Source organism: Streptomyces sp. NPDC048523 (assembly GCF_043199815.1).
GTDB lineage: Bacteria > Actinomycetota > Actinomycetes > Streptomycetales > Streptomycetaceae > Streptomyces.
In genome coordinates this window covers 18687-45234 of the sequence record NZ_JBICWQ010000014.1, presented here as the reverse complement: position 1 = coordinate 45234, position 26548 = coordinate 18687, and the positions used below count along the sequence as shown (strand labels likewise).

Annotated in this window: 24 protein-coding genes; 2 read left to right on the top strand and 22 right to left on the bottom strand. The window is 70.4% G+C overall.

The window, feature by feature from the left end:
* Window positions 1-6 precede the first annotated feature (6 nt).
* Genes ACGFWE_RS40455 through ACGFWE_RS40415 form a run of 9 tightly spaced genes read right to left on the bottom strand, consistent with a single transcriptional unit; the run spans window position 7 to window position 11939 of the window.
* A complete protein-coding gene (locus ACGFWE_RS40455) occupies window positions 7-2637 on the bottom strand; it encodes an ATP/GTP-binding protein (RefSeq protein WP_393605325.1) in 2631 nt (876 codons plus the stop codon).
* Complete coding sequence (locus tag ACGFWE_RS40450; RefSeq protein ID WP_393605323.1) at window positions 2613-3254, bottom strand: hypothetical protein; 642 nt, start codon at window positions 3252-3254, stop codon at window positions 2613-2615. The genes ACGFWE_RS40455 and ACGFWE_RS40450 overlap by 25 nt, the downstream gene beginning before the upstream one ends.
* On the bottom strand, window positions 3251-4399 hold the full coding sequence (locus ACGFWE_RS40445; protein WP_393605321.1) for a C40 family peptidase: 1149 nt from the start codon (window positions 4397-4399) through the stop codon (window positions 3251-3253). The genes ACGFWE_RS40450 and ACGFWE_RS40445 overlap by 4 nt, the downstream gene beginning before the upstream one ends.
* A complete protein-coding gene (locus ACGFWE_RS40440; protein WP_393605319.1) occupies window positions 4396-7065 on the bottom strand; it encodes a hypothetical protein in 2670 nt (889 codons plus the stop codon). Before ACGFWE_RS40440 ends, ACGFWE_RS40445 begins: the two co-directional genes overlap by 4 nt.
* Complete coding sequence (locus ACGFWE_RS40435; protein ID WP_393605317.1) at window positions 7066-7455, bottom strand: hypothetical protein; 390 nt, start codon at window positions 7453-7455, stop codon at window positions 7066-7068.
* Complete coding sequence (locus ACGFWE_RS40430; RefSeq protein ID WP_393605315.1) at window positions 7452-10130, bottom strand: ATP-binding protein; 2679 nt, start codon at window positions 10128-10130, stop codon at window positions 7452-7454. Before ACGFWE_RS40430 ends, ACGFWE_RS40435 begins: the two co-directional genes overlap by 4 nt.
* On the bottom strand, window positions 10127-10666 hold the full coding sequence (locus ACGFWE_RS40425) for a hypothetical protein (RefSeq protein WP_393605538.1): 540 nt from the start codon (window positions 10664-10666) through the stop codon (window positions 10127-10129). The genes ACGFWE_RS40430 and ACGFWE_RS40425 overlap by 4 nt, the downstream gene beginning before the upstream one ends.
* Window positions 10667-10689: 23 nt before the next feature.
* Window positions 10690-11022 carry a hypothetical protein gene (locus ACGFWE_RS40420; RefSeq protein ID WP_393605313.1) on the bottom strand — a complete coding sequence of 111 codons (333 nt, stop codon included), beginning with the start codon at window positions 11020-11022 and terminating at the stop codon, window positions 10690-10692.
* Window positions 11019-11939, bottom strand: a complete 921-nt coding sequence (locus ACGFWE_RS40415) for a conjugal transfer protein (RefSeq protein WP_393605311.1) — start codon at window positions 11937-11939, stop codon at window positions 11019-11021. The genes ACGFWE_RS40420 and ACGFWE_RS40415 overlap by 4 nt, the downstream gene beginning before the upstream one ends.
* 761 nt (window positions 11940-12700) lie before the next feature.
* On the opposite strand from ACGFWE_RS40415, the gene ACGFWE_RS40410 reads away from it, so the two are divergent.
* Together ACGFWE_RS40410 and ACGFWE_RS40405 are read left to right on the top strand one after the other, a co-directional pair.
* Complete coding sequence (locus ACGFWE_RS40410; protein WP_393605309.1) at window positions 12701-14092, top strand: hypothetical protein; 1392 nt, start codon at window positions 12701-12703, stop codon at window positions 14090-14092.
* The gene (locus ACGFWE_RS40405; RefSeq protein WP_393605307.1) at window positions 14089-15546 is read left to right on the top strand and encodes a hypothetical protein; all 1458 of its coding nucleotides are present in this window, start codon (window positions 14089-14091) and stop codon (window positions 15544-15546) included. The genes ACGFWE_RS40410 and ACGFWE_RS40405 overlap by 4 nt, the downstream gene beginning before the upstream one ends.
* A 337-nt stretch (window positions 15547-15883) precedes the next feature.
* Here the strand turns inward: ACGFWE_RS40405 and ACGFWE_RS40400 are convergent, their stop codons facing one another.
* The 13 genes from ACGFWE_RS40400 to ACGFWE_RS40340 form a co-directional block, all read right to left on the bottom strand.
* The gene (locus tag ACGFWE_RS40400) at window positions 15884-16312 is read right to left on the bottom strand and encodes a hypothetical protein (RefSeq protein WP_393605305.1); all 429 of its coding nucleotides are present in this window, start codon (window positions 16310-16312) and stop codon (window positions 15884-15886) included.
* Between the two features lie 163 nt (window positions 16313-16475).
* Window positions 16476-17390: a replication-relaxation family protein gene (locus ACGFWE_RS40395; RefSeq protein ID WP_393605303.1), complete on the bottom strand. Its 915-nt coding sequence runs from the start codon at window positions 17388-17390 to the stop codon at window positions 16476-16478.
* Between the two features lie 344 nt (window positions 17391-17734).
* Window positions 17735-18451, bottom strand: coding sequence for a hypothetical protein (locus tag ACGFWE_RS40390; protein ID WP_393605301.1), 717 nt, complete (start codon window positions 18449-18451; stop codon window positions 17735-17737).
* Between the two features lie 133 nt (window positions 18452-18584).
* The gene (locus tag ACGFWE_RS40385; RefSeq protein ID WP_393605299.1) at window positions 18585-18926 is read right to left on the bottom strand and encodes a hypothetical protein; all 342 of its coding nucleotides are present in this window, start codon (window positions 18924-18926) and stop codon (window positions 18585-18587) included.
* Between the two features lie 36 nt (window positions 18927-18962).
* Window positions 18963-19997 (bottom strand): phosphoadenosine phosphosulfate reductase, encoded by a 1035-nt coding sequence (locus ACGFWE_RS40380; RefSeq protein ID WP_393605297.1) that lies wholly within the window; start codon window positions 19995-19997, stop codon window positions 18963-18965.
* A 560-nt stretch (window positions 19998-20557) separates the two neighbouring features.
* Window positions 20558-20947, bottom strand: coding sequence for a hypothetical protein (locus ACGFWE_RS40375; RefSeq protein ID WP_319710407.1), 390 nt, complete (start codon window positions 20945-20947; stop codon window positions 20558-20560).
* A gap of 168 nt (window positions 20948-21115) precedes the next feature.
* Window positions 21116-21460: a hypothetical protein gene (locus ACGFWE_RS40370; protein ID WP_393605295.1), complete on the bottom strand. Its 345-nt coding sequence runs from the start codon at window positions 21458-21460 to the stop codon at window positions 21116-21118.
* Window positions 21457-21975 carry a DUF6248 family natural product biosynthesis protein gene (locus ACGFWE_RS40365; protein WP_393605293.1) on the bottom strand — a complete coding sequence of 173 codons (519 nt, stop codon included), beginning with the start codon at window positions 21973-21975 and terminating at the stop codon, window positions 21457-21459. The genes ACGFWE_RS40370 and ACGFWE_RS40365 overlap by 4 nt, the downstream gene beginning before the upstream one ends.
* A complete protein-coding gene (locus tag ACGFWE_RS40360; protein WP_393605291.1) occupies window positions 21972-22604 on the bottom strand; it encodes a hypothetical protein in 633 nt (210 codons plus the stop codon). The genes ACGFWE_RS40365 and ACGFWE_RS40360 overlap by 4 nt, the downstream gene beginning before the upstream one ends.
* A 90-nt stretch (window positions 22605-22694) precedes the next feature.
* Window positions 22695-23915: a hypothetical protein gene (locus tag ACGFWE_RS40355; protein WP_393605289.1), complete on the bottom strand. Its 1221-nt coding sequence runs from the start codon at window positions 23913-23915 to the stop codon at window positions 22695-22697.
* A gap of 8 nt (window positions 23916-23923) precedes the next feature.
* The gene (locus ACGFWE_RS40350; RefSeq protein WP_393605287.1) at window positions 23924-25045 is read right to left on the bottom strand and encodes a DNA-processing protein DprA; all 1122 of its coding nucleotides are present in this window, start codon (window positions 25043-25045) and stop codon (window positions 23924-23926) included.
* 144 nt (window positions 25046-25189) lie between these two features.
* Window positions 25190-25660 (bottom strand): single-stranded DNA-binding protein, encoded by a 471-nt coding sequence (locus ACGFWE_RS40345; protein WP_393605285.1) that lies wholly within the window; start codon window positions 25658-25660, stop codon window positions 25190-25192.
* Window positions 25661-25704: 44 nt separating this feature from the next.
* Entirely contained in the window at window positions 25705-26517 is an 813-nt protein-coding gene (locus tag ACGFWE_RS40340; protein WP_393605283.1) for a hypothetical protein, read from the bottom strand.
* Window positions 26518-26548: the final 31 nt, after the last annotated feature.

Sequence of the window (26548 nt, the reverse complement as noted above, 5' to 3'; positions counted from 1 at the left end):
AAAGGCTCACTGGTACCGCTTAGGTGTCTTGCTCAGACTGACGAGAGCTGTGGTGGCGGGAGCATGCTCGGCAAGAAACCTCGCGACCCGGCCCTGCTGGGCGGCAGCCCTGGCGGTGAGCTCATCGAGCGGCGCCGCCCCGGCCGTGGCCCGGGCAGCGCGCTCCAGGGCGCCGACCTTGCCGGGCCGGGCGTAGTCCGCGAACACCTCGTCCAGGTGCGGGCCCGTGATCCGGACCGGTCCGACACGGCGGCCGTCGACGGTGAACGAGGCGTAGTGCTCGAACCGGTCGAGGACGGCCACCTCGTCCGCGCTCGGGGTGTCCCCCCACTCCGCGGTGATCGGCGCGATTGCGCTCTTGGATCCCGCGGTGGACGCGAGCGTGGACGCGTTCTGCGTCAGTGACATCCGCACAGGGGCCGGCAGACGGCCCAGCAGCTGGGTCATCCCGTGCACCGTGACCCGGAACTTCCTGAAGTCCTCGAACATCGACGCAATGGTCTCCGGGGCCGCCCCGGTCAGGGTAATCAGTTCGTCGAAGTACAGACGGAACAGCCGCCGTTGCTCTTCCGGGGTGTCCCGGCGCGAGCGCACCGCCCGCAGCAAATCCCGTGCGATGAGCGAGGTCAGCAGCCGGTCGGTGGGCCCGTTCCCGGCCGGGCACACCCACACGATCATCCCGCTGTCCATGGCGGCCCGGCTGTTGTAGACGCCGACCGGCTGCCCGAGGAAGGCGCGGGTGACCGGGTTCGCGGCCAGCCGGGCGAGCGGGTTGAGGACCACGCCGAACGCGTCCGGCGGGAAGGTGGGGCACACCGTTCGCCACCACGACCGCGTGTCTTCGTCCAACAGGTCCGCCACGGCGGACAGCGCCGCGGCCCTAAAACCCGCGTCGGAGATCAACGACCGTACCTGGAAGAGGGTGGCCTGGTCTTCGCGGCGCCCGGCCCGGCAGGCGGCCTGGTTGACGGCGACCAGGACGGTCAGGCACGACGTGAGGATGGTCAGCGCCCGGGGAGCGGCGGCATCGTCCCAGCCGAGGATGGACGCGAAGGCGTCGGTGACCGATTCGACGACGTCGTGCGGCGCCGGGCCGTGGTGCATGGCGATCGGATTCCACGAGCTCAACATCGGTGAAGGCCCCGCCGCATTGAGATCGATCAGCGCGATCCTCGGCATCAGATGGTCGTGGGCGAGGAACGTCGCGGCCCGGGGCCAGGAGTCGCGGTGCGGGTCGATGAACATCAACCCCCCGCCGGCGTGCGCCACCCCGAGCGCCTGTGCGAGGGCCCTCTCGGTCTTGCCGCCGCCGGCCTTGCCCACTCCGCACTCGAACAGCGTTTCGGCCGTGTAGGTGGCAACAAGCCGCTTGCGGCCGTCGGGTCCCCGGTAGATGCCTTGCAGCAGCAGGTCAGGATTGCCGAACTCGAAGTCGGGGAGGTCACCGGCGAGCAGCGGAAGCCGGCAATGGACGGTCGGCGGCTTGAGCAGTCCCGTCAATTCCTCCAGGCGCACCCAGTTCGCGCGGGGCGGCTGGCACTGCCCTAGCTGCCAGCGGCGTTCCCAGCTGCGCCGGGTGGGCCAGTGATCGGCACCCAGCCGCCACGGTCCCAGCCGCCAGCCGCGCATCGCCCACCGCGACTGCCCGCCGAACACATCGAACGCGGCCTGCAGTTGGGCCAGACGGGCCTCGGCGCGTCCTTCGATGTTCGACGCGCACATCACAAGCAACTGGACCCGTACGAGCTGATCGTCATCGGCGAGCTTGCCGAGCGCCTCGTCACGCTCCACGCGGCGCGGTACGGGAGGCATCACCAGCCGCCGCCCTGCGGATCCGTCCTTGCCGGTGAGCAGCGACTGCAGGTTCCAGGCGAGTGAGTCCTCGATCCCGGCGGCATCCTGGCGCACCACTCGGGAGGCGCGCTGGGTCTCCCGGCGCTCCCGGCGGCGGGCGGCACTCATGAGCTGCATCCGGCGAGCGCGCAGCGCCCACTTGGGGGCGCGCTGGATGTCCAGGCGTATCTCGGCGAGGTCGCCCAGTTCTGTGCGCAGGTCGGACACGGCGTCGACCAAGGGCTGCAGGGGGTCGGGCTCCAGCGGCACGTCCCGCAGGGGGGAGGTGAGCTTGCCGCGAAGAATGAACTCCGCCCGCACCGTGTGGTCGCGGGGCTTGTCCACGATCGGACGGGCCCGGTCGACGGTGACGTTCGGCCCGAAGGGGGTGATGGACAGCAGCCGTTCACCGCCCGCGGGACCCTCGACGCGGTAGCGCAGCGGCGCACTGCCGTCCGCGCGCAGCCTGATCTGCACGGCCTTCGAACGCCGCGGCACCCACCACGGCATGCTCGTCGAGGCACGCGAGAGCTGCACACCGCGGCGGAAGATCTCCTCGAGCCCGGGGTCGAAGTACCGGACGGGAGTGAGCTCCAGAGCCATCCGCTGGGCATGAGCCCGCTTGGCGAGATGACGCACCACCAGCTCACCCACGCCCCACCCCATCGCGACGGCGAGAGCGAACAGGTACCAGTGGTCGTAGAGCCAGTCGACGGCTTCGAGGAGCCCGGTGATCAGGCCGATTACCTGACCGTACGTCCCCTCAGAGGCCTGGCTCGTCAGATGCGAGGCAGCGGAGTCCACGTCGTTTTTCCCTTTTCGGTGGTGCGGGTAAAGAGCAGATCGGTGATGCGGAGGTCAGTGAAGGTGCCGCCGCGGTCCATGCCGGCCCACACCAGATGGACCACCGCCGTGTCCGGGCCGGTGTCGCGGCGGGCGATCGCGGCCTGGATACGGAAGCGGGCGGTGGCGAACGCCGGGGCTACCGCCTGGCGGCCTGCGTCGGGGAACACCTGTGGCCACGTGGCGCGGCCGATGCCGGTGGCGTCCGCGCGAAGCAGAGCGCGACCTGCGATGAGCAACTCCCGCTCGTCGCTTGCGGGAAGGTCGGCCGGCCATGCCGCCTCCAGATTCCTTTGGATCGCCGGGTCTCCGGCCACGCCCTCACCGTGCGGCGGCAGAGCAGATGTGACGGCAGACGGGATCGCGGCTGCGGACGTCGCGGAGAGAGCCGCGCCAGCGGTTTGCTGGCCGGCCGGCGAAACCGTGGCGGCCGGCGATGGAGCCGACGTCGCGTGCGTCGCCGGAGCCGGGCCCGCTTGCACCCGGTCGTCCGGCACGCTGAGCAGGGCGACACCTGCGACGGCGAGTACAAGGGTGCTCAGCAACAGCAAGCGCGGTGAGCGCGGGAGGGTGGTCATAGCAGTCGCGCTCCTCCCGCGTATCCGGACATTGCGTTGACGGCGTCCAGGCGCACCACAGCGCCCGGGCGGGGAGCGTTGATCATCTTTCCGCTGCCTACGTAGATCCCGACGTGGTAAATCGTGGGATCGCGTCCGGGAGCGGTGGCGTAGAAGACGAGGTCACCGGCTTTGAGCGCGCTTGCGCCGAGGCTGGCGGGGATCCGCTTGCCGACACCTGCCTGGGCGGCCGCGACGCGCGGAAGGCTGATGCCGGCCTGCGCGTACGCGAACTGGGTCAGTCCGGAGCAGTCAAAGCCGTTGATGCCCGCGCCGCTCTTCCCGCTGGGGGAGCAGCAGATGCCGGTCGACTTGCCGTTCGCGTTGCCGCCGCCCCACGAGTAGGGGACACCCTGCTGGGAGAGTGCGGCCTCGATGACGGTGCGGACCGTACCTGTGACGTTCTTCAGGTCCGGGTCCTTGGCGGCCTCCGTGTACTGGTCGATCCAGCCCAGCACGTTGGCGACGTACTCATTCGACTGGTTGTACTGGAAGATCGCGGCCTTCAGCTGTGACCGCTGTGTCAGGTCACGGCCGTTTCCGCACAAGTAGATCGCGGCGCCGAGCGCGGCGTCGTCGGCGTTGTGCGGGTCGGCAATCTTGTCGCCGTTGGCGTCCTTGCCGACGCCTTCCCAGGTGGAGGGCAGGAACTGGAAGGGGCCGACAGCACGCTCCGAGTTCGCGGTGCCGTCCCAGCGGCCGTTGTCGGTGTCGGTGAAGACGGTGGTGTTGCCGCCCTGGCCGGAGCCGTTGAGGAGCACCCCGTAGATGCGCGGGCGGATGTCGCCGTTGTCGGCGATGTTCCTGCCGACGGCGTGGTTGGACTCGACCTTGGCGATCCCGGCGAGGACCGGCCAGCGCATGCCCCGGCACTTCGGAACATGCTGGCTGACCTGATGGACGGCCTGCTTGTACGCGGTGAGCATCCGCGGCGGGATGTCGGCTGCGCTGCCGCCCTGGGCGATCCCGCCGTCGTCCTGAGCAGCCGACGTGAGCGCGAGGTACGCGCTGATCGCGTTGCCCACCGGTGCGGCGCAGCACACGGCCGCGAACAGCAGCATCACCACCAGGAAGACCCACTTGGCCTTCCGGCCGCGGCGGCTCACGAACCGTCACCACCCTCAGAAGAGCTGTCGTCGCGCCCCCGGTTGAAGGCGTCCCGCAGCTTGCGGCGCACCTCGGAGGGAGCGTCCGTCAGCCGCCGCCGGGACGCGGACGGCGTTGCTGTAGGTGCGGAGCCCGATGGTCCGGAACTACCCGGCCGTGCCGTGGGGTCCCCGGTGGGCAGGCGACGGCTGTGGAAAGGCCCCATCCCGCCGCGGTCGTCCCCGTGCTCGCGGTTCCACTGGGCGGCAGTCCGTCCCGCCTCGCCCCAGACCCGGCCGTCTTCGCGCACGGTGTTACGCCACACCCGAACCTGCTGGCGGGCGTCCTGCGTGTAGCGCGAGCCGCCCTGCCGGGCGCGGCGCACACTTACCGGCAGACCCGCCGTTGCCCCGTAGGCGGTTCGGCCGCCCCGGTGGAGGATGCGGTAGCCGCGGAAACGGACCAGCCGGTTGTGGGCGCGCGTGGACAACAGGGGGCGGTCGGTGTTCTGGTCGTGCAGCACCTCGCCGGTGTTCCGGTCGACGACCTGGCCCTCGTCATCGCGGTAACGGTCTCGCGGGCCGTTACGCCGCAGACTGCCGCCTGGACCCTCCCCGCTGCTTGCGCTGTCGCCCTCGCCTTCGACACCGGTGGGCTTTTGCCACTTGGCCAGCTGCTCCTGGTCCGGCCGTCGGCCGATCAGCAGCCCGTACGCGCCCTTCGCACCAATCCGTGCACCGAGCCCGCCGCCAGCTGCCGCGGCGGCCAGCGGCGCGAGCCCGCGCCCCGCTTCCGCTGTGGCATCGGCGAACATCCGCCCGGTGTCGACGGGCATACCCGCCCCGTCGACCAGCGAGGTGAGCGCGCCCATCAACCTCTGCCGGGTGCCGAGCATCCCGAACCGGCCGCCCCCGCCGCCGGTGAAGGCACGCAGCCCGCCGCCGTATCCACCCATCGCCGCAGGGGAGTTCATGGCGAGCGCGGCACCCAGCTCGGAGGTGTCGCCGGGCAGGTGGGTGCCGCCGACCTTGGCGTACCGCATCCGCATGGCCATGCGCTGCCCGAAGGACGTGATCCCCGACAGCAGGCGGCGGTGCCCGGCCGCGCCGGCGATGGCCAGCACGTCGATCAGCAGAATCCGTTCCACCATCAGGTCAGGCCCGTTGGTGATGGTGGAATCGACGGCGATCCCGAAGAACGGGACGAAGGCGCACACCGCGACCATGGTCATGATCGCAATGCCCCAGATCGACAACCACTTCCACACCGACTGCCGGGCAGGGCCGGGCAGCATGCCTGCGACGAAGGTGACGCCCCCGGCGGCGGCAGCCGCAGCGCACACGCCCTGGGTTCCGAGCAGGACGATCGCGCTGGACAGGAGCATGCCGCAGATGAACAGGGCGCCGATCAGCAGCAGGAAGGCGCCGCCGACCCGCCACCATGTGGGCTGCTCGGCGTAGGCAGCGCACGACTTCCCGACGTCTCCGGCCTTCTTCATGTCCGCCATGAACGCGGCGAACTCCTGGTCCTCTTGGGACACAATCGCGGTTGCGGAGTCCAGCAGTTCACCGCCCGGCGTCAGCTCAGGCAGTCCGTCGCTTTCGCAGACCTTTCTGGCCTGGCCGTCAAGGAGATCGCAGTTGTTACCCGCCTCCTCCTTGTCGCTCTCGCAGAACTCCTTGGCCGGGCCGTGGACCAGCGAGCAGGCGTCCTTCGCCTTCTTCTGCTTCGCGTTCTGCTCCTCGCAGTACTTCCGGGCCGGTGGCGCGATCAAAGAACAGTCCGCGCCCCCGTCATCGTCGTCGCTGGTGTAGGCCTTGTATCCGCCAGCGACCCATTTCAGATGGACGGCGTAGGCCTCGCGGTCGGATTTCTTGGCGGGGTCGAGGATGCGCCCGTACTCGAGCAGCATGTACGGCTTGACGATCAGCGCATTGGTGATCGAGTCCTGGAGAGGGCGGGCCACGTCTGCTGCTGAGACGGGCGCTTCCTCTTCACGCTCCAGGCATTTCAGTTCAGCGTTGCCGGCCATGCCCGCGCACGGATCGGTGCTGGCGATCTTGCCGCCCCAGTCGTAGGAGTTGACGCTCTCCTGGGCGACCTCGGCAGCCACCTGCTGGGTCTGCCCCAATGGCCCGTCCTGGGCGAGCAGGTAGTCAGGGCGGACGAAAGCGGAGGCGGCGAACGCCGCGATCAGCAGGGTGAGGAAGATCTCGCCCAGTCCGCGGCCGACTCGGCCGCGTACGATCATGAACCCGGCAAAAACGAAAGCCCAGGCCAGCAACAACCCCTTGATCCCGAGGGTGTCGACGACCACGTTGTTGTAGGCGTCGGCGACCTTCTGCGCCGGGCGGATGAGGATCTTCAGCAGCGGAAACCGCAGAGCGACCTCGATGGACCAGCCGGCCAAGCCGACCAGGAGCCGGATGAGCGTGAACAGGCCCCCGAGGGCGAAGGCGAGGGCTTGGGTCTTGACGCTGACGATGGAGCCCCCGTCCGCTCCCAGCTCATAGCCGTTGATGGGCAGCCCCTCGGAAGAGGGGATGTTCAGCGGCGCGAGGAGGTCACCGGTCTCACTGCTGCTGCTCGCCGCGTACACGACCTGGCTGTTGACCACAACGAACACGCCGGCCAGCAGGACGACGGTGCCGGCCGAGCGGAGCGTGCCGCGGTCTGGGCGCCACATTCAGCGCCCCCCGTGTCCGGCAGTGCCCCGGCGCAGCCACAGGACGGCGGCGGCCAGGCCCGCCGCCAGGGGTATCGCCATCCATGCCACCCTGGCGCCCTCGTGGGAGACCTCACTGGCGGAGGGGGACGATGTCGTGGCGGATTGATGGCCACGTTCGCAGTACTCCTTGGCCGGGCCCACGATCAGATCGCATGGATCAGTGCGCACCGCTGCGATGTGAGTCTGGTCGGCGGCGAAGGCCTGCCCGGTCTGCGGCCACCACGACTGGGGCACGCCCGCTTGGATGACCAGGGCGAGCAGGACTGCCGGCAGGGCGACCACGATCAGGGCGCTCGCTGTTCGGGCGACGCGCCGCGGGCGGGATGAGGGAAAAGACGGCGTGCTCATGCGAAGTATTCCTTCGGTCGGGCCGTGGCGGCCTCGGTAGAGGCGTCCGCGCTGCTCGCGCTCGTACGGCGGCCCGGAGTGGTGGCGATGGAGGCCGCGATCCGTGTGATGTTGGGGATGACGGCCTTGACGCGGCCCGTGTTCTGCCGCGGGCAGGCCAGCAGGAACTCGCCTTCGCGGCCGCGTTGGCCGACGGGGGACAGGCCGGTGGTCACCAGCCGCAGCAGGCCGCCATCGTTCGGATCGAGCCCGACGAACTCCAGACCGCGGCGGGCACGATCGCGGTCGGCGGTGCGGGCCAGCGCCCGGTAGGCCATCAGCCCGCGGTCGGGGCCAAGTTCCTCGGCGTCGTGGGAGGCCGCGAGCAGGCCGGCGCCGTGCTTACGGCCGTCGTGGAGGATCTCGTGGACGAGCGCGGTGCCCTCCGCGGAGGAAGTGAGCCAGTACAGCTCGTCCGCGACCACCGCGGTGAACCGCTCGGGGTCCTCGAACGCGGTCTGCCGCGCGATAGCGGCGATCAGATACAGCACGGCGCGCCCGATCAGGGCCTCCAGCGGCTGCTGGTGCAGGATCTCCGGATTGGCGAACGCCGCTTTGGGCGGCAGTTTCAGCCCCGCGGTGGTGATCACGATCATGTCGGAGGTGCTGGACGCGTCCAGCCGCACCGGGGGCAGGGCGGGGTCGAACACCATCGCCGCCAGGGGGTTGGTGGCGACGACGCGGACGAGGCCGGCCAGCGTGGACGCCGCGTCCTGCCGCTTGCCCCCCTCGCTCCTGGCCATCTCCTCCAGGACTTCCAGGACACGGCGCATGGACGGCTGCTCGCCGGCGGCGGCCTGCTCGACGGCGTGGTGCAGGACCTCGCCGTTGGTGCTCATCGGGCCGATGCCGAGTTGCAGGGTCAAGTAGGACAGGGCGTAGTGGCGGCCCTCGGGCCCGGCGAACATGCGCAACGGGTCGATGGATACCTCGGCCCGGGCGGCGTCGATGATCTGGACGCGGCCCTTGGCGGCGGTTCGGGCGAAGGACGCCCACTCGCGCACGGGGGTGCGGTCGATGCAGATCGCGCAGCCGCCGCGCGCCCACACTGCCTCCGCGATCAGCTTCTGCAGGACGGACTTCCCGGCCCCCAGATCACCCACGATGCCCAGCGAGGCGCTGGCGTCGTGCTTCGGCGCGTCCGCCACGTTGATCATGACGGGGCGGGTGGTGCCGCAGTCCAGGTCGAGGCCGAGGAACATGCCGTTGGGGTCACCGGCCTCCGCGAGGGTGAAGGCCCCGCCCAACGCCCAGTCCTCGCTCACCTGGTGCTGGGTGAACTCCCTGACGGCTCCCGGCCGCGTGGTGCCGGGAAGCCCGAGCAGGAAGAGGGCCTCCTGCAGTCCGGCCGGGCGTACGGCGCGGTAGTCGGCGCCGCCGAGCAGCGAGGCCAACGCCCGGGCGCGGGCATCGCAGATCGCGGCGGTCGGCCCCCATACCGTCAGGACGGTCACGGACTGCACCTCGACCTCGACCGAGGTGCGCGACAACCGCGCGTCTAGTTCGCCCAGGTCGCGGGCGGCGTCCGTGAGCGAGGCGGGCATGCCGGTGGGCCGGGCGTCGTACTGGTCGGCCTGGTCGACGAGTTCGGTGCGCTTGCGCCGCACCTGGTCCCGGGCCTTCTCCGCCGGCACCAGCGTGAGATCGACGGTGTAGTCGACGGGGAAATCCAGCGTCTCCAGCTGCGCGAACAGGTCGGCGGCATCCGCGCTGACCGCGGGCGGGCACTCGGCGAGCGCCAACTGCGCCTGGTAGCCGGTGCCGGCGTCGGACTCGATCTGCAGCCACCGCCGGCGCAGCGGCGAACCGGTATTCACCCGCCACCACGCCTTACGGCCCGACCGGGTGAGCTGGCTGACGCTCTTGAGGTCGCCCATGTCGTCGACGGTCGGGTCGATGCCGCCCTCTTGGAGGCGGACCTGGCCGAGATCGGCGTAGCTGGGGGAGTTCAGCACCCCCTCGCGCATCTGCCCGCCGTACAACTCGCTGGACTCGGCCTCGGTCAGCAGCGGCTCGTCCATACCGCGGTGCAGCGCGTGCTGGACCATCCACACGATCTCCGCTGGGCGGGCCGGGCGGAGCGCGACGCCGCCGGCGAGCGCGGCCTCCACCCGGGAGGCCTGCTCCTGGTACGCCATCACTTCCCGGCGTGCCACCGGGGTCGGCCGCATGCCCAGCGCCGGGGCGATCTCCGCCCACACAGCGCCGACCTGAGCGGAAATCTGCCGGCCGGCACCCTCGCTCTGCAGCGGGACGGCCAGCCACAGCGTGCGGCGGTGCATCTCCTGTCCGTCCAGCAGATCCAGGGTGGCTTCAACGTTCTCCACCCATGGGTGCGTCTGGCCGGGCGCCGCCTCGGCGGGCTCGATGCCCTCGATCATGCGCAGCGCGACCTCGCCCGGATCGACCTGGGCGCACAGGCCGAACACCCTCGGCGACCCGGTCAGGGACCGCACCAGATGTGTGATCTTGGCGAGCTGTTCTTCCCGGACAGCGGCGGGCACGTAGCTGCCCTGGACGGTCTCCTCCTGCTGCCCTTGCGCGTCCGGGCCCGGGTGCAGCCGGTAGAGGGCCCACACGCTGCCGTGCGTCGACCACACGAGGTGCCCGGCGATATGACGGATCGGCACCCTCACCGCGCACCCCCCTGTTCGGCGCGCGCGAGCAACTGCTGCACACCCGACATCGGCCGTACCGGCCCAGTCGCGGTGGCCACCGCTGGACGGCCGCCCGACCGCGGCCTCTTCGCCTGGCGTGGGGTCCGTTCGGCGACGGCTGGCGGCCGCGGAGCCGAAGGGATCGGCGCGGCCGGAGCGTTGGTCTCGATGACGAAGCCACCGACGAGGGTTCGTGCGGCGCGGTCGCGGGCTGCGCGGCCGCCGATCCGGCCCCCGCGCGGCTGCCAGAGCAGCAGTAGCCAGCCCAGGGCGGCCGGGAACGGGGCGCGGCCCATCATCTTCGGACGGCGCACCGCCCAGATGCCCAGCAGCCAGGCGGCGATCGGAACGGGCCCCAGCCACGACCATAGGGCGATCGTCTTGACCAGAACGAAGCCGCCGACGACGGCAAGGAGGATCTGCGCGGGCGTGTAGGGACCGAGCGGGATACGCCAGTCGGCCACCTTGCCCAGGACCCACGGGTGGCGGCGGGCCGCGGTGTAGAAACGGCCCATCCGCACGGACGCGGCGGCGGCGCTCACAGCCCACCCCCAAACCCTGCGGAGTGTTCACGGGCAGCCGGAGAACCGCCGCCAACGATGCCCGGAACGGCGGGTGCGCCCTTGGACGGATTCTTGACCTCGTCCTCGAACATCCGGGCAAGGTCGTTGCGCGAGTTGTACAGTCCAAGCGCGATCACCATCAGGATCAAGGCGCCAATCCCCGCCTTGAGCGAGAACTTTTGGATCATGATCACGACGACCATCACGAGCAGACCGGCCTGGAGACCCTTCGTTGCCCATCCCTCGAACATCGAGATCCATGAGTTGCCAAGATCGCCGAGCTCGCCGGCGAGCACCACACTGGTCATGACCGGGCACCCCCCGCCTGCGAGGTGCCGGACTCCAGAGAGGCGACTTCCCAGCGGCCCGAGCGGGCCGTGAGTGTCAGTTCGTACGCCAGCGGCCACCGCCCCCCACGGTCGCGGGCCTCGACCTCGGCCATCACCCGCACCCGGGTCCCGTCGGCCGGGACGGACTCGGCGGCGGCCTCCTGGTCGGCGGCGAGCATCTGCTGGACCGTGACCGTCTGGTACGGGGCGGGCGAGACGGGGGACAGGCTCACGCCGGGCGCGAGGTAGCGGTCGACCTCACCGGCACCCGCGAGGTACGCGGCAAGGAACTCCCCGGCGGCGGACGACACCTCGCTGCCCGTCGGGACGGCCACCGAGTACGGAGACTGAGCCCCCTTGGCGCGGGCAGGGCCGGCCACCACCCCCGGGGCACCGGACACCGTGAACGAGGCGCCGTGCGAGTCGGCGACGACCGGCACCGCGAAGTAGCGCAATGAGCCGTCGGCGTACTGCGCAGCCACCGTCACCGACCACGCCGTGGCCGTCTGCTGCGCACTGCGCACCGCCACGACCGACTCCGGCCCGGCCTGCGCATCCGACACCTCGGGAAGATCAACGTCCGGTGCCATCGACTGCGCAAGCCGGGCCTGCGCAGTGGTCTCGGCGGCTGCGCGGCTGCGCAGCCACGCGTCGAGGAACACCACGGCGTACCCGGACGGATCCGCGGGCACGGTCGCCTTTATGGAGGTCGGCTTTGCCGCGGAGGCCGCCTGGACCACGGTGCTGGGCGTGGCCACGGCGACGGTCAGCGCGACGGGACCAGCAGCGACCGCGGCCCACACGCCCAGGCGGCCCAGACGCGCCCGGCGCCGCATCTGCTGCAGCCGCGCCCCCGCAGCGGTCGGCGGCGCGGCGTGCTCCTGTGCTGCCTGCATGGCAGGGGACATTCCAAACTCCCAGGTCAGAGCGAGCTGTTGCTTCTGACCCGAGACAACTTCTCCGCCCCGACCCGACCATGGACCACGAAGACCCGACCACGATCACGAAGGGGACACGAACCCGTGGTCGGGTCTGTGGTCGCCCCCGACCACAGACCCGACCACGACATTTCGCATCCCGTGAACTCCCGCTCCGAGACACCGGAGCACAGGGCCTCGGGGCGGACGGTGCTGGTGCGTAACGCGGGTGAGTGAAGTCTCTGCGGGCGAGCAACTCGCCCGATCCGTCCGCGCCGGGGGCTACGCAGCGGCAGGCGACTGCGCAGCCGGCTCCGGCCACCCCGGGCGCAGGCCGCTCACTCCCACGCACACGTCGATTGCGCACGATCCGCGATACGGCGCGCAGCGTGTGCGCAATTGCCGGCGCGCGGCTGCGCAGTCTGCGGTGCTGACCGAATGCGCAGCCTGATCAGACCGCTGTTCGCCGTGGCCACGGGGCGCGTGGTCGGGCCCGACCACACGCCCGACCACGGCAGCCCAGCACGCACGTTGCTGGATCGTGATCGGTGGTCGGGGGTTGTGGCCGCAGTTTTGGTCGGCGGCGACGGCTGAGCTGCCTGCATGGATTCCACGCACGTCCCCTCAACCGCAGGCGCCTGCCGGCTCACTCACCCAAGCGGTGTGGGAGGCCCCGGTTGCCGCGCACATCGTGCACGTGTGGACGCGTGATGCCTGGAGCGCGCATTCGACGGGGCTCGATGGCCGGCGACCGGTTCACTCAGGTCGCGAATGACTTGTTCCGTGACCCCAGGATGTCCTTCAAAGCGAAAGGCCTGTTCGGACTGATCAGCACTCATCAAGACGGCTGGCAGGTGACCATCGCCGACCTGGTCCGCTCCGGTCCTGACGGACGGGACGCGGTGCGCACCGGGCTCATGGAACTGGAGAAGCACGGCTACCTGATCCGTGAACGCCTGCGCCGTACGAACGGCACCCTCGGATCGGCTACGTACTGCATCACCGACCATCCCGCCTTCACCGACGCCCTCATGGCCGACGCGGCCACAGCGGTCCACGCGCCGTCGGCGCCTAGCGACGGCCGGGGCGAATACGGCATGGGCATCCGCCGCGGCGTCATGGCCGGGGACCGTTTCACTCAGGTCGCGAATGACTTGTTCCGTGACCACAGGATGTCCTTCAAAGCGAAAGGCCTGTTCGGACTGATCAGCACCCATCGCGAGGGCTGGCACATGACGGTCGCGGATCTCGCCCGGCGGGGTCGCGAGGGCGTGGACGCGGTGACGACCGGACTTGACGAGCTTGCACGCTGCGGCTACCTGCAGCGGGATCGCGACCGGAATCCCGACGGCACCCTCGGATCAGCCACGTACTTCATCACCGACTTGCCTGCTCTGCAAAACAGCAGGTCGCAGCCAGAGTCGGGAAATCCAGTACTGGATAAGCCTACGTTGGCCAGCCGCCGCACAAAGAACACCAACAACAAGAAGACCAACAAGCAGAACACCAACTCCGTCCCTCCGTGCGCCCGCGACAAGCGCCCGAGCAGCCGCCCGGCTGTGTCCGCGCCGCGAAGGAGCGCGGCGGCGCCCCAGGTTCTCGATGCGGGCACACGGCTGCTGCTGTCGATCGGTTCGGCCCATCCCGGACTGCTGCTGCAGGAGAAGGCCTTGTACGACCAGGGCCGGGTCGTGACCGCGATGCTGGACGCCGGCTGGAACTCCGAGCAGCTGCGCCACGTCATCACCAGCCGCCCGCTGCCGAGCCAGATCCGTACCTCCGTCGGCGCGATCGTCGCCGCCCGGCTGCGCTCCGCTCAGCTCTACCCGCCTCCGGCTGCCAGCGCCGACGACGTAGACCCGGGCGAGGCCCCGTGGACGACGCAGCCCGCTGCTGCCCGCACGGTCGACGAGGCGATCACCTACCGGGCGCTCGTCGAGTGCGCGGGCTGCGGCAGGCCCGGCACCGCACCCGGTGAAGACCTCTGCCCGGCTTGCCTCGACTGGCCGCTGTGCCGCACCTGCCCCGGGCCGACTCCCCGGCGCGCGCACCCCGACGCCGACGGCCGATGCGCCACCTGCACCTCTGCCCTCGCTGCGACCGACCTTCATCTGGAAGCGAGCACCCCATGACGGACACGCTCCACTCACTCGGAACGGGACCCCAGCAGCCGCTGCGCCCCTTCGCCCGCGATCCGCAACGATGGGACGAAGAACGCTCCCGCGCCCTGCGCTCCGGCCATGTCTGCCGCGAGACCATATGCACCGGCACAGGCGAACCTGCGCTCGTGTACGAGCGCACCGGATGGGGCTGGCTGGGCTGGAGCGTTCCCAGCGACGGCACCCCGCCCAAGGTCCCCTCGCAGATTGGGGTCTTCACCCCGGGCGCCACGCTTCCGCAGCGGCTGGCCATGCGCTGGCTGACCCGACGCCCCGCCCACCGCATCGCCTTGACCGCCACGAGCCCCGCCTCCCTGCGGTACTCCGCCGCCGCCATGGGAGCCGTCAGTTTCTTCGCCGCCCTGTTCGCCCTCAGCCGCGGTATCCCCGCCGACCTCGTGCTGCCGGCGATGCTGCTCGCCCCGCTGCTCACCGAGCACCTGCCCGACCGGCTCGACGAACGGGCCCGCGAACACGTCCGCAGCGTTGAAGGAGACGCCGCCTGCCACTACCTGCAGCGCCTCGCCGCCCTGCACACCTTCATCGTCCAGGCCGCCGCCGACAGCGATCGCTACGAACTGCGCCGCTCAGCCGAGATCGGCCACACCCTGCTGTGGGGCGCCGCCGACCTGCTCCAGGACCAGGACACCAGCACTGCATCGACGCGTCTTGCGCACCGGGAGCGGCTGATGGGCCAACTCGCCGACCAGGTCGCCCAGATACTCGAGCGCCCCCGCGCCGCGCCGACCGCCGACGCGGCCGGCGAGCCCCGCAGTGCCGAAAGCCCCCTGGGCCCGCTTCCGCCCGGCTTCGAACCAGCGCCGCGGCCAACACCCCTGCCCATCAACGAAATGTCACCGCGGAAGGGATACCCGCCCATGACGCAGACCCGGCCCGCCGACGCAGCCCGCACTACGGACGTCTACCTCCTCTTCGCACACGAGCCGTACTACCCCAACGCGGGGACCCAGGAGATCAACACCACCGTGGTCGCCGCCGACACCCTGCTCCACCCCCAGGTGCAGCAGCCCGACGGCGCCCAGATCCACGACCGACTCACCCGGGGACGCCAGCCCGGTGAGATCGTCCCGCTGGCCACCCTGACCCACGAACTAGGCGGCGGCGCCGACTGGCCGGCGGTCGGTGACTGGGAACAAGTCATCACCGACCTGACACAGCTCGTCCGTGCAGGGGAATGCGACGCCCTCAGCCTCGGACTGCCTGACATCGCCCGCGCCCTCATCATCGCCGGCCCGCACACCCAGGTGCGCGCCTTCGACGCCGCGACCGACGAACTCATCACCTACGGACCCAACGAGCGCGCTGCCGTACTGAAGGAGATCGATAGGTTCCTCGTGCCGCTCGTGGCCGAACGGGGCTTGTGGCCGGGCGATGGCCTGGTGGCCCCGCACATCCACCAGGCATAAGAAGATGAAGCGTCCGGAAGGCTTCATCGGCGACAGCAGTGTGGGCCTTCCCCGCGTCACTATGACCAACTGACATGCCTCGAACCGCCCCGAAGATGCGAGCTGCCGGACCGTGAGTACCGGCAGCTCAACTTCCGTGATGCGGCGCGAGGTCCGTCGGTTCGAAGGCGAGGAGCCTGGCCCGCTCACACATGCATAGCCACCCCGGTGCAGCAGCATCCGGAGGGCTTGGAGCGACCCGCGGCTTCCGACCATCCGTCGCTTCGATCGGAAGCCGCGGCAAGCCGTTGAGCTGGTCTGTATCGCACCCCAACTCAGCTTGTCATGCGTGCGTGCTTCAGGCGCAGAACGGGGTGTCCGGAAGGACGTTGTCCGGGTAGTCGACGTAGTAACTGGCCATCCAGCCTTCGAACGTGGGCCGGATGACGTAGACCCAGTACGGGTTCCCGCCCACCGTCTGGCTGCCGACCTTCTGACACCACGCCTCGAACGAGTCGCCCGGGTTCACCTGTCCTCGGACGTTCGGACAGTTGGCCACGGAGGGCGAGTTGTTGCAGGCGGCGAAGTTGCTGTTGTTGTGGCGCACATTCACATTCGTGGCCCATGTGGTGAAGGCGCGTTTGATGGAGACATCGCTGTCGCTCTTTCCCGTGACCACGGGCCGGGAGCCAGACGGTTCGGTGGCTGTGGCTCCGGCAGGGGCTGTGGCGACCAGGCCGAGTCCGGCAGCGAGCGCGGCCGCGACCAGGGCGGAGCTGATTCTCATGTGATCCCCCGTCCGGCCGGTGGCACCTCCACCGCAGCCGGACGGGTTTATCCTGCTTGACTGCTTCTTTACTTTTAAAGGTGCATGTCAGCCAGGATGCGAGGATCTTCATGCCGCCCGCGTTGTCGCGGGCTTCGCTTGTACCAGGGCATGGGCGGCGCCGTCACAAGGCGGTCCACGGCCGAGGCTCGCCTCCCGTCAGTGGCACCCACACTGACCCGCTGGGACCGTGCTCCTCGATGTCCTCCAAAACGGCGGCTCCCAGCGGAACCTCACGGGCGAGCGCAGCAACGAGCGGGTGCTGCGCGACCATCGCCTGCAGATCGCTGATGCGGGCTTCCAGCCGGGGCCGCGGGGATCCGGTGAGCACGAAGAGCACGCGGGGGAAAACCGGATACCAGCGCAGCCACGCCGAAGCGATGGAGGCGGGCTTGCGGCGGCCGACGGGCTGGGCTTCGTAGTGGAAGAATCTCGCGTAAGCGATCAACTTCACAGCAAGGCGCTCACTGCTCATCGTGCTGCGGTCAACTTCGATGAACGCGCGCATTTTCCGCCGGTGTTCGCCGTCGGCAACTGTGTAGTGCATGACGGCGTCGGCGACGAGTTGCTCGCCCTCACCGATGGGATGAGCCACCTCAGGAGTCCAGTCCCACGGGCCGTGCTCGTGCCCGAGTCGGCGCGCGTCTGCTGCAAACGGCAGGTGCGACCGTACGACGGTCAGCGTGTGCGTCGTCTTCAACGAGGCCGCGGTGGTCGAGGTGATGGGGTACGGCGGCCTCCCTCGCAGGACGGGGAGATCGCGAGTCAGGCGCGCCCCCTCAGAGGTGAGATACCAGGCGTGCGTACGCGACCGGTCTGTTTGCCGCAGCGGGGTGAGGTCGACGAAGCCCGTCGAACGCAGTTTGTTCAGCACGCGGGAAAACAGCTGGCGGGAGCTGTCCGGCCGAAGCATCTGACGCAACTGACCTGTCGTGGCCATGCGGTGCAGGGCGAGCGCGGTCAGAACCTGCAAGCGCAGCGGTTCAGCGGGGCTCGGGGCCAGATCAGCGGCTGCATTACCGGATGTGGAACGGGTCATGGAAGGAGGCAACCCTCAGCCCCCGACCCAACCCCCGACCACGAGACCCCGACCGGGGTCACGACCCCACAACGCTCTCGTGGTCGGGGCCGTGGTCGGGGGCCACGGCCCCGACCACGGGACTGCGCGACGCCCCCCAGACATCCGCGAACAGACGGATGACACAGAAGCTGTCCTGGAAGATCGGCGATGGCCGGTCCGCAGCAGCGGATGCTGCTGCGGGGCGTGGTGGCGAGCCACGCCATGCCGGCCATCGTGCGACACCCGGCCCGCAAGGGACCAACTCCCAAAGCCGGCTGCCGCGTACAGGGGGCGGTGCGCGGAGGTCCACTCACCGCCGGGTTCTACTTCTGCGACCGCTGGGCCGCCTGCTCGAGGATGCGCCGGCGCGTCCACCGCCGGCGCCCGTTCTGACGCCCGGCATTCACGGCGACCCCGTCCGTGTCCTTCAACAGCGGAAGGTTGCCCTGGGACAGGCTGCTGGAGAAGGAACCGACCGACTTGTACCCCAGCAGGGCAGCCGCCTGGCTCGCCCCCAGAAGCTCCTCGGGATCGCCGTCGACCGGGACCTCGGGCAGGGGCGGTGCCTGCTTGGCTCCGGCTCGTCTTCCGCGGCCCGGCCGGGTAGCCGCCCACGCCTGCAGCGTCTCCACCTTCCAAAGCTTCCGGCGGTAGGGGTTCTCCGCCGTGCCCTTCTCTTCGACGACATCCGGGTCGGGGAAGTACCCGGGGTGGTCTCGCACGAAGGTCGTGACCTGGTTGGAGTTCTTGTAGCCGAGATACCTCGAGGCCTCCGCCGCGTTCAGCAACGTCTCCGGGGAGAGCGAAGGTGGTGCGTGTTCCGCGAGCCGTGCCGGCGCCCGGTGGGCGAACCACTCGGTGACCTCGGCGTGGTCCCACAGGCGTGCGCGGCCGCGCTTGTCGGCCGGCTCGGGGAACGTCTTGCCAGCCGTGTTCTCCGCGCGCTCGGTGTAGAGGCTGGTGATCCGCGCGGGCGTCAGGCCCTGTTCAGCCGCGATCTCGGCAGCGTCGGCCAGGCGAGGCTCACGGCGCGAGGTCATGGCAGAACCGTCCGTCCTGTCAGCAGTGAGCCGGCCAGCCCGACTCACAACGCAAATAATGGCAGGAGTTTCGGGTGGAGGTCCAGCCCGCGGCCCGAGGTTTTCTCCGACGGCCGCGCTCACGGCGCACGGACTACTCCTCGGGGATCAAGCAGATACCGCGGCGCGCGGCGTCCGTAGCCATCTCCGTGTACGCCATGGCGGCCGGGGTCATCTCCCACTCGACCAGGGCCAGCAGCAGGATCACCTCGTCGCGGTCCTGCGAGACATCGCAGGGCATACCGGCCGCATCCGCGGCGAGCATCAGATCGGGGATGGCCAGCCCGCCGAGACGCGCTGCCACCTCTCGGTGCAGGGCCTGAAGGCCCTGCTGGTACAAGTCGTTCGCCTCGCTGAGGAGCAGCACCAGGTCTTCGCCGTGGCTGACCGGTGCGGCCGCGGCGAGGTCGAGGAGGCGCTGAGTTGTCGTCATCATGAGCAGTATCCCTCCGTAAGGGGGGCGGTGGGGTGGTCACGTGCAGCCGTCGCAACCGGCGGCGCTGTGCAGGAACTCATCCGGGCCGGTGCGGGCCTTGGAGTCCCATGTGGGCGGCTTGCGCAGGGCGGCGTGGACGTCGCGTTCCATCCGCTCGAAGTCCGCGTTCTCCTCGACCAAGACGCCGGGGTCCGGGGCATCGTGCCGGCGGGACAAGGCGATGAGCTCGGCCATGGTGATGTTCGGGTTGAACGGCACCTGGCGGACGCGTTCGACCAGCGCGCACAGCTCGGCGAGCCGCGGCCGGCGCCCGGCCATCAGCAGCAGATCGCGGTGGTTGGCCAGGGTGCAGGCCGAGCACGAACAACGACTGGAACCACGCCGGTCCTTGGCTCCGGGGTACGAGTCGTAGCACCAGTGATAGGGCAGCCCCGCACTGATCGTGCGCTCCCAGACCTCCTCGGTGCTCAGCTGGTGGGCGGGCAGCCACTCGTCGAGGACCCGGGCCGAGTTGTCGGTCGTACGGCGCCACACCTCCCGGTTACGCCGGTCCGGGCTCTCCTCGGCCCGCATCCCGAGCACGTTGGCGAACATCAGGGGGCCGTCCGTCTCCTTCCTGAGTGCGCGGACCTGGGGGGTGAACGCCTGGTACACCATCTTCGTCTTCCACGGGCCCGTGCAGGTGCGGGCCCGGCCGAGCCAGGGCCAGTCGCCTCGTTCCGCGATGAACGTCAGCAGGTCGAACGGCACCCGTTCACCGTCGACTTCACGGCTGCGGCGGATCTCGATATGCCGCTCGGGCGGCACGCCGAGGGCCTGGCTGTGCTGTGCAGCGAGTTCGCTGGCACTCGGCCAGCGCACTCCGTCCACGGTGACGGCGGGCCACTCCATCGGCCCCAGACTCGCGTGGGCGGTCCAGACGCGGTCGGCGACACCTGCCTGGCGGGCGGCGTCCATCGCGATCGAGCCGGCCACCGGGCCGTCCTTCCCGCCGGACAGGTTGATGACGATGCGGTGCCGGGTCGCGGCGAACGCAACCGGGTCGCCATACAGGGGGGTGGTGTGCGACATGGTTCCTCTTTCCTGGTGGGCGGGCTAGCGGGCATCCCTGACGGGGCCCGTCTGGTAGGGCTGGGAATCGGTGAAGTGGGCGCACCGGGCCTCGGGAGGACGGGCTTTGCAGTGCCAGCAGGGCCGTGCCTCGGGGTAGGCACGAATGTGGTGGTGGCACTGGTGTCCGGCGTACGAGCCGCTGGTGCGCAAATGAGTGAGAAGGACGAGGTCGAAACACGCGAGAGAAGCCCAGCCGGTGACGCCTCGTTGGGGGTGCGGGTACTCAGTGCCGCCCCCGAGGACGACGCTGCCGATCGACACGAGCAACTTGTTCTGGGCGGTGTCGACGGCGTGGATGCTGTATCGGGTTCGGTTCCCGGGCCGCGTCGACCAGGGGGCGGTGTCCTTGGGACCGTGCGCGTGGCCGATCACAGGAAAGCCTTCAAGCTGGTGCACTGAGAGGGTCGGCGGCGGTCTCCAGAGGTCGGGCATGGTTCTCCTCCTGAGGGAGCACGAAGCAACGGGCGGTGAGAGCGGCGACCGCGGCGGGCGGTACGGACCGCGCGGCTGAACAGCCCTCAGACCGCGATCGGTTCGGGGTCGGGCTGCTTGGGGTAGGGCCGTTGGGCGGGGAGGCCGAGCTTGATCTGCTCGCGCTCGCGCCGGCTTCGGCCCAGCCGCCATACGTAGCGGTGCGCTCCGCGGTGCCGTACGTTGCGGGCGCCGACCGCGACCAGGGCCTCCCGCAGCCAGACGGCCGGGTTGCACCCGGCCCGCGGAACCGGAGCTCCGAGCGCGATGAGCTGCGCTTCGGCGTACTGGTGGCCCTGCTCCTGGCGGCGGATCTTCTGCGCCGTGCGGTCGTGGAAGACGGTGCCGTCCGGCAGGAGCTTCACCGTCCGGGCGGTGGCCCGGCTGGCGTAGACCGCGTTCGTGGCTGCGTAGATCGTGCCGACATGCCCAGGCATGACCAAAACTCCCGAAGCGGTCCGGCGCGGGACAGGATCCGCGAACGAGACGACTCCGTGTACACCGCTGGCGAGGAGGCGTTTTAGGCAGTCCGCGAGAAACCACGACTCCGAATTCGCCGGGCACTCATCCAGCAGGACGAACCGCGAGCACACCAACGACTCGGTCTACGGTCGGAGCTCGGGCAGTGGCTTGGTGAGGACGGCGGTGCTGACCGGCACTCCGAACACGGCCACCCCGCAGAGCCGCCGCTCGCCGTCGACGACGTCGTACAGGCCGAACTGCACCGTCACCGCCGGGTACGAGCCGGAGTAATGGTGTGCGAGCACAAACCCCTTGGCGGGCTCCGCGTCGGGGATGACGTCCACGGTGTATCGGCGAGCGTCGAAGCCTCCGTCCCGGACATGCGCCCAGGAGTGCTTCCCCTCGCGCCACCGCTGGCACCAGGGCGACGCGGTCGGTACCTCCGGCAGGTCCTCGAACGGCAGGGTCTCCTGGACCGGGAACCTCACGGTGCCTCCCCGTCCCCGTGCTCCTGCAGGCCGCTCGCGAAGAGGGGGAGCTGTCCCTCCGGGGCGGCTGCAGGCCGCTGCGCGGGAACGGCGTGCTGGGCGGCAGGGGGTTTCTCGGGTTTGCCCGTCTCGGCGGTCTTTTCGACGGCCGCCGGGTGAGAGCAGGGGCAGAGCCACCGGCAGGGCCGCTGGCCCGGTTCGTACCGGATCACGGCGACGACGAACCCTTGGGCGTCGGTGATGGTGTCGGCGTGCTCGTCGACGCGGGGGCCGCCGGCGCTGACGCACCGGTCGTGGTGCCCGGAGGCACAGCCGGGGCAGATGCCGCGCTCGCAGGAGCACCAGCGGTGGAAGCCGTGGGGGTAGGCGTCGTCGATCTTGCGTAGTCCCTTGGTCCAGGCGTGTGCGCGGACCCAGGCGCCTTCCTCCTCGGTCATCGGGGAGGGCACGGTGGAGGGAACGGGGTCGAGGATGCCCATGATCGCGGCGCCGATGTGGCGCAGGCGGGTCGTCATGCTTCGTCTCCGAACAAGGTGGGGGCGGTGTGGAGTTCGTTCATCCAGGCCAAGAGGCGGGGGAGGTTGGTGTCGGGCCCAAAGGCGAGGTAGGTGCCGTCGCAGCTGGTGCAGCCGAAGGCCTGCGCGATGCGCAGTCGCCGGCGGGAGTTGACGCGGCCCATGTGGACGGCCAGCCCGCGCTCCCGGGCTTCAAGTGCCAGGCGGTGGGCGGCCGGTGAGGTCTTCCACTCGGTGCTGCCGGCGAGGAACAGCACGTCGATCGAGTCCCAGGGGATGAGGCCGTGCTCGCTGCCGTCCTGGGCGGCGAACGCGACCGGGATGCCCAGGACGCGGATGGGCTCCAGCCAGGGCAGCGACTCGGCCAGGGTGGCCGCGGCGTCCATCGGGACATCAGGGGCGACGGCCCACAGGCAGAGCTCGGGCCCGTAGCGGTCGACGGTCGCCTTCAGCCACGTGAACCAGGCATGCTCGCCGGGCCAGCCCTTGCCGAACCTGCCGTTGTCGCACGCGTACAGGGCGCCGGGCGGGATCACGTTGCCCTGGGCCGGGGTCGTCATGCAGGCCAACAGCCCGGCCTGCATGGCGGCCCGTACGTCAGCTCCGGACGGCGTGGCCAGGTACCGCACGGCGGAGAAGCAGGAGAGGGGGAGGATCAGGGGCTGAGAGCATGGATACGCGCACGGGAAGTCCTTCCGAGAGCGGCAGTGAGGGGCGGTTCAGGCCAGGGGGAGCTGGGTGGTGGAGCCCGAGACGAGGGCATCCCAGGGCTGCTCGAAGTTCTGGTCCTGCTTGTTGATCACACGGGCGGGGGCGGTGACGAAGAGTTCCTCTGCCATCGGCCAGCCCTGTGCGCGCGGGCGGAGCCAGGCCCGGGCACGCCCGTACACCGGGTCGTGCTCGACGTCGACGCCGTGCCGCTCGGAGACGGAGATCAGCCGCCGGGCGAGCTGGTGCGGGCGGCCGATGTCGACACGCTCGGTGGAGCGCTTCACCGGCCGGCGCCTGCCGTCCTCCGTCACCAGGAACAGGCGGCGCACGCGGTAGAGCGCCCACGGCATGTCAAGCTCGCGCTCGAACGCCTCCAGGCACGCCCGGTCCCGGGGCTGGGCCGGGTCGAAGAGCTCCAGGAGGCTCTTGCGGCCGTACAGCTTCGCGTGCGGGTTGAGGCTCATGGCCGTGTACTCCAGGCGCAACACCTTGCCGGCGATGTCCGGGTGGCGGCGCATGCGTTCCATATGGGCGGGCAGCGCGCCCATGGAGGCGGAGAAGCAGCAGAACCAGCAGTAGGACTTCGGCCAGTGCACGCCGAACCGCTTCAGGAGGTACTCCTCGCACTGCTGCCGGTGCCAGCCCCACTCGATGAGCGGGAACTCGCCGGTGCGTCCGGGCATCTTCGAGGTGATCTGGTCGCTGAAGCGGCGGCCTTCCTCGTCGGCGTTGAAGCCCATGATCTGGCGGAACGGGCGGCCGCCGAAGACCTGCTTGAGCCACCAGTCGCCGACGTCGCCCTTCGCCCACAGCGAGCATTTGCGGGTGCCCGCGACCTGGGGAACGGTGCCGACGGACTCCTGGTCGTCCCAGAGGGTCCACGGTCCGCGAGCGAAGAGCCGTTCGGGGCGGCAGGAGTCGTCCAGGATCGTGAACCCGTCGGACTGGAGGTGCCCGTTGCGTGCCAGCTGGACGAAGCGCACGCCGTTCTCGCGCAGCAGCTGGATGATGAACTCGTCGGCCAGGAGCTGGGTCTCGGGCCACTCGGCGCCGGTGGCCATGTAGAGGACGGCGGTGCGATCGAGGTCGATCCCGTGGGCCTCGGGGGCGGTGAGCATTTTGGTGAGGTAGGCCGTGGAGTCGGCGCCCGCGCCCCAGTTGATGACGGTGTCCAGGGTGTCGTTGGCACCGAGGCCGGGCAGCGGCGGCGTGTACGTCGTAGGGGACATGGCGGCACTCACTCCTCGAGGAACCGGTTGGTCAGCCGCTGTGCGGAGACGATGAGCAGGAGGTCGTCGCCGGGCCACGGATCGCAGGACTCCCAGGGATCGCCCTGGGACAGCACCACCACCTCGCCGGGCGCCGTGACCAGGCAGCACACGCCGCATCCGCACGCCGGGTCGAACGGCTCGGGGTGGGCGATGTAGGGGGTCCTGAAGTAGTCGGCGGCACCGTCCTTCCCGACCGCGGCCAGGAGCAGGTCGCCGTCCGCGACGTCGCCGGCCCGGGCCACGCGCGCGTGCGGCAGGGCGAGCCCGAGACGGGGATCCGGGCTGTTCACGGCGAACTGCTTGTCGATGAGGCGGGCGTTGCCGCTCGAGCGGACGTCGCCGGTCGCGGGAGCGGCGAGCAGAGGGCGGTGGAGGTCGATGGCGGTCTCGGCCGTGTGCATGGCCACGACGTGGTCCAGGGCCTCGACGAGGATCACGGCCCGGGCCAGTGCGGCGAGCAGGGCGGCGCTGGCCTTCAGCGTTGCGCCGCTGGCCGCGGTGCCTGGCCGGTAGAGGCTGACGGCCGCGCCGCCGCTGTCGAGGATGGAGCGCAGCAGGGGGGCGTGGGCGTGCGGGTGGGCACCGTCCAGGCCGCGCGGCAGGACGGCGAGAGAAGCCCGGCCCGTCTCGGCGGCGGCCTGGTGGGCGGTGGAGTCGACGCCGAAGGCGAGGGTCGCGGTGACGGTATGACCGGCCCCGGCGAGCGCGGTGGCGAAGGCGTGCGCGCGGGTTGCGGCCTGCTCGGTGGGGACCCGGTTGCCGGTCACGGCGACGGCACTGCCGGTCAATTGCGGCAGCCGCGCGCGGCCGCGGACCCACAGGCCCAGCGGGCAGGCGGGCCCCAGGTCGCCGAGGGCGGTGGGCCACTCCTCGTCGGACGGGATGACGAACGGGCAGGTCCCTTCTGCCTGGGCGAGCTCCGCCTGCGGCCGGTAGTGGGCCAGGCGCCCGCTGCCGTCGGCGCGGACACGTCGGCCCCAGACCTCTGCCGGGGTGTACTCAGCGAGGTCGGCGGCGAGTTGGCTGGGGGTGAAGTGGGCGGAGAGTGCGGCGCGTGCGGCGCGTGCGGTCAGGGCGTGTGCGGGCACGGGTGGCCGGCCTTTCGGGCAGGGCGCGGCACCGGCAGGCGAGCCGGTGCCGCGCAGGGCGGGCGAAGGGAACGAAGGGGAAGGTGATTCAGCGGCCGAGGGGAAGGGGGAGGTGCCGTCGGCGGCTGCGGTTCAGGGGCCGGGCTAGGACCAGCGGGTGGCCCGCTTCTCCTGCCACCAGGCGGGCGGGCTGCCTGGCTGCCCGGCGGCGGGTTGGGGTACGGGGGCCGGCGGAGGTGCCGGGGGCGGGGTGTAGGGGCGGGCGGCGATCGGGCTGGGCAGGCTGGTCTCGGTGTAGGCGATGCGCCTGCGCAGGCTGATGCCGAGGTCGTCGACGCTCAGGTAGAGGGAGTTGTCCCTGATCTCGGTGATGCGCCCCTTGGCCAGAACGGTGACTCCGTCGACAAGGGACTCGGCGGCGTTCCTGGCCAGGTCTCGCCAGGCGGTGCAGATGTAGGTGATGGGGGCCCCGTCGCGCCACTTCCGCGTGGCGGTGTCCCAGTGTGTGGGGGTCTCGGTGAGACGGAACCGGCAGACGGCGATGCCGTCTTGGGTGAAGCGGACTTCCACGTCACGGCTGATGGTGCCAGTCACGTGCGTGACGGACGGGGCCATGCGAACACCTCCTATTGCAAATAATAGTGTCTTTCAGGGGCGGGTCAACCCCCCTGCCGAGGCTTCCCGCCGCCGGCGGGCGGGGAGGGACGGGTAAGTCGCCGGATGAGGGCCTTCCACCCGGTCCGCTCCATCGGTGCCGGCTGCTGAGTGACGTTGTCGAACACCGTGGCGTCCCCGATCTCCACCTGCATCGGGACCGTGCCGTCGGCCCGCACCAACTGCTCGTCGGCGGTGTCCAGATGAACGGAGACCCGTACGGCTCCGCAGTCGGCGTCGAGGTAGACGAACACGAGCAGACCCGCGATCTCGATGCAGGGCAGACCCTCGTCGTCCGGGTGCTCCTGCGGGTGGAAGACCGCCGAGCTGTTCACCACCGCGCAGGCCTCGGCGTCCGAGAGGCTGATGCTGAGCGGGGCGCCCACGTGACGGGAGATGTCGGCCGGATACACCGTGTAGCCCTCGTCTCCGCGGGTCTTGTCCGGGCCGTAGTACAGGTCCACGACCGCCTGGTCGTCGGAGGGAGGCCGGTACGGGAAGCCGTCGGTGCCCGCCACCTTGTCCCAGGAACTGCGCACATCCTGCGCCAGCGCGGCCAGGGCGGAGGCCTCGTCGGACCAGAGGGTCACGTCATCAGCGTGCCGATCCCACTGCCGCAGCACCCACGCCCGGCCGACTGCCAGCGGGGCGAGGCCTGCGGGGACGGCGAAGGTGAAGCGGCCCAGCCACTGTCCGACGATGTCGACGATGTCCGCTCCAGGCCATTCGCCGGTGCGCTCCTGGAGGCCGTCCAGCAAGGCGGCCAGGTCGATGATGGCCTCACCTTCGGGCGTGGCCGGGTCCGGTTTGATCAGCATGGTGGTTTCCTTCCGTGCGGTACGAGGCAGG

What these genes read in the sequence shown, in the direction of transcription:
- ACGFWE_RS40450 (WP_393605323.1), bottom strand. Translation starts at nt 3,254, where the DNA reads ATGACCACCCTCCCGCGCTCACCGCGCTTGCTGTTGCTGAGCACCCTT.
- ACGFWE_RS40440 (WP_393605319.1), bottom strand. Translation starts at nt 7,065, where the DNA reads ATGTGGCGCCCAGACCGCGGCACGCTCCGCTCGGCCGGCACCGTCGTC.
- ACGFWE_RS40435 (WP_393605317.1), bottom strand. Translation starts at nt 7,455, where the DNA reads ATGAGCACGCCGTCTTTTCCCTCATCCCGCCCGCGGCGCGTCGCCCGA.
- ACGFWE_RS40425 (WP_393605538.1), bottom strand. Translation starts at nt 10,666, where the DNA reads ATGGGCCGTTTCTACACCGCGGCCCGCCGCCACCCGTGGGTCCTGGGC.
- ACGFWE_RS40420 (WP_393605313.1), bottom strand. Translation starts at nt 11,022, where the DNA reads ATGACCAGTGTGGTGCTCGCCGGCGAGCTCGGCGATCTTGGCAACTCA.
- ACGFWE_RS40415 (WP_393605311.1), bottom strand. Translation starts at nt 11,939, where the DNA reads ATGCAGGCAGCACAGGAGCACGCCGCGCCGCCGACCGCTGCGGGGGCG.
- ACGFWE_RS40410 (WP_393605309.1), top strand. Translation starts at nt 12,701, where the DNA reads ATGGCCGGCGACCGGTTCACTCAGGTCGCGAATGACTTGTTCCGTGAC.
- ACGFWE_RS40405 (WP_393605307.1), top strand. Translation starts at nt 14,089, where the DNA reads ATGACGGACACGCTCCACTCACTCGGAACGGGACCCCAGCAGCCGCTG.
- ACGFWE_RS40400 (WP_393605305.1), bottom strand. Translation starts at nt 16,312, where the DNA reads ATGAGAATCAGCTCCGCCCTGGTCGCGGCCGCGCTCGCTGCCGGACTC.
- ACGFWE_RS40395 (WP_393605303.1), bottom strand. Translation starts at nt 17,390, where the DNA reads ATGACCCGTTCCACATCCGGTAATGCAGCCGCTGATCTGGCCCCGAGC.
- ACGFWE_RS40390 (WP_393605301.1), bottom strand. Translation starts at nt 18,451, where the DNA reads ATGACCTCGCGCCGTGAGCCTCGCCTGGCCGACGCTGCCGAGATCGCG.
- ACGFWE_RS40385 (WP_393605299.1), bottom strand. Translation starts at nt 18,926, where the DNA reads ATGATGACGACAACTCAGCGCCTCCTCGACCTCGCCGCGGCCGCACCG.
- ACGFWE_RS40380 (WP_393605297.1), bottom strand. Translation starts at nt 19,997, where the DNA reads ATGTCGCACACCACCCCCCTGTATGGCGACCCGGTTGCGTTCGCCGCG.
- ACGFWE_RS40375 (WP_319710407.1), bottom strand. Translation starts at nt 20,947, where the DNA reads ATGCCTGGGCATGTCGGCACGATCTACGCAGCCACGAACGCGGTCTAC.
- ACGFWE_RS40365 (WP_393605293.1), bottom strand. Translation starts at nt 21,975, where the DNA reads ATGACGACCCGCCTGCGCCACATCGGCGCCGCGATCATGGGCATCCTC.
- ACGFWE_RS40355 (WP_393605289.1), bottom strand. Translation starts at nt 23,915, where the DNA reads ATGTCCCCTACGACGTACACGCCGCCGCTGCCCGGCCTCGGTGCCAAC.
- ACGFWE_RS40345 (WP_393605285.1), bottom strand. Translation starts at nt 25,660, where the DNA reads ATGGCCCCGTCCGTCACGCACGTGACTGGCACCATCAGCCGTGACGTG.
- ACGFWE_RS40340 (WP_393605283.1), bottom strand. Translation starts at nt 26,517, where the DNA reads ATGCTGATCAAACCGGACCCGGCCACGCCCGAAGGTGAGGCCATCATC.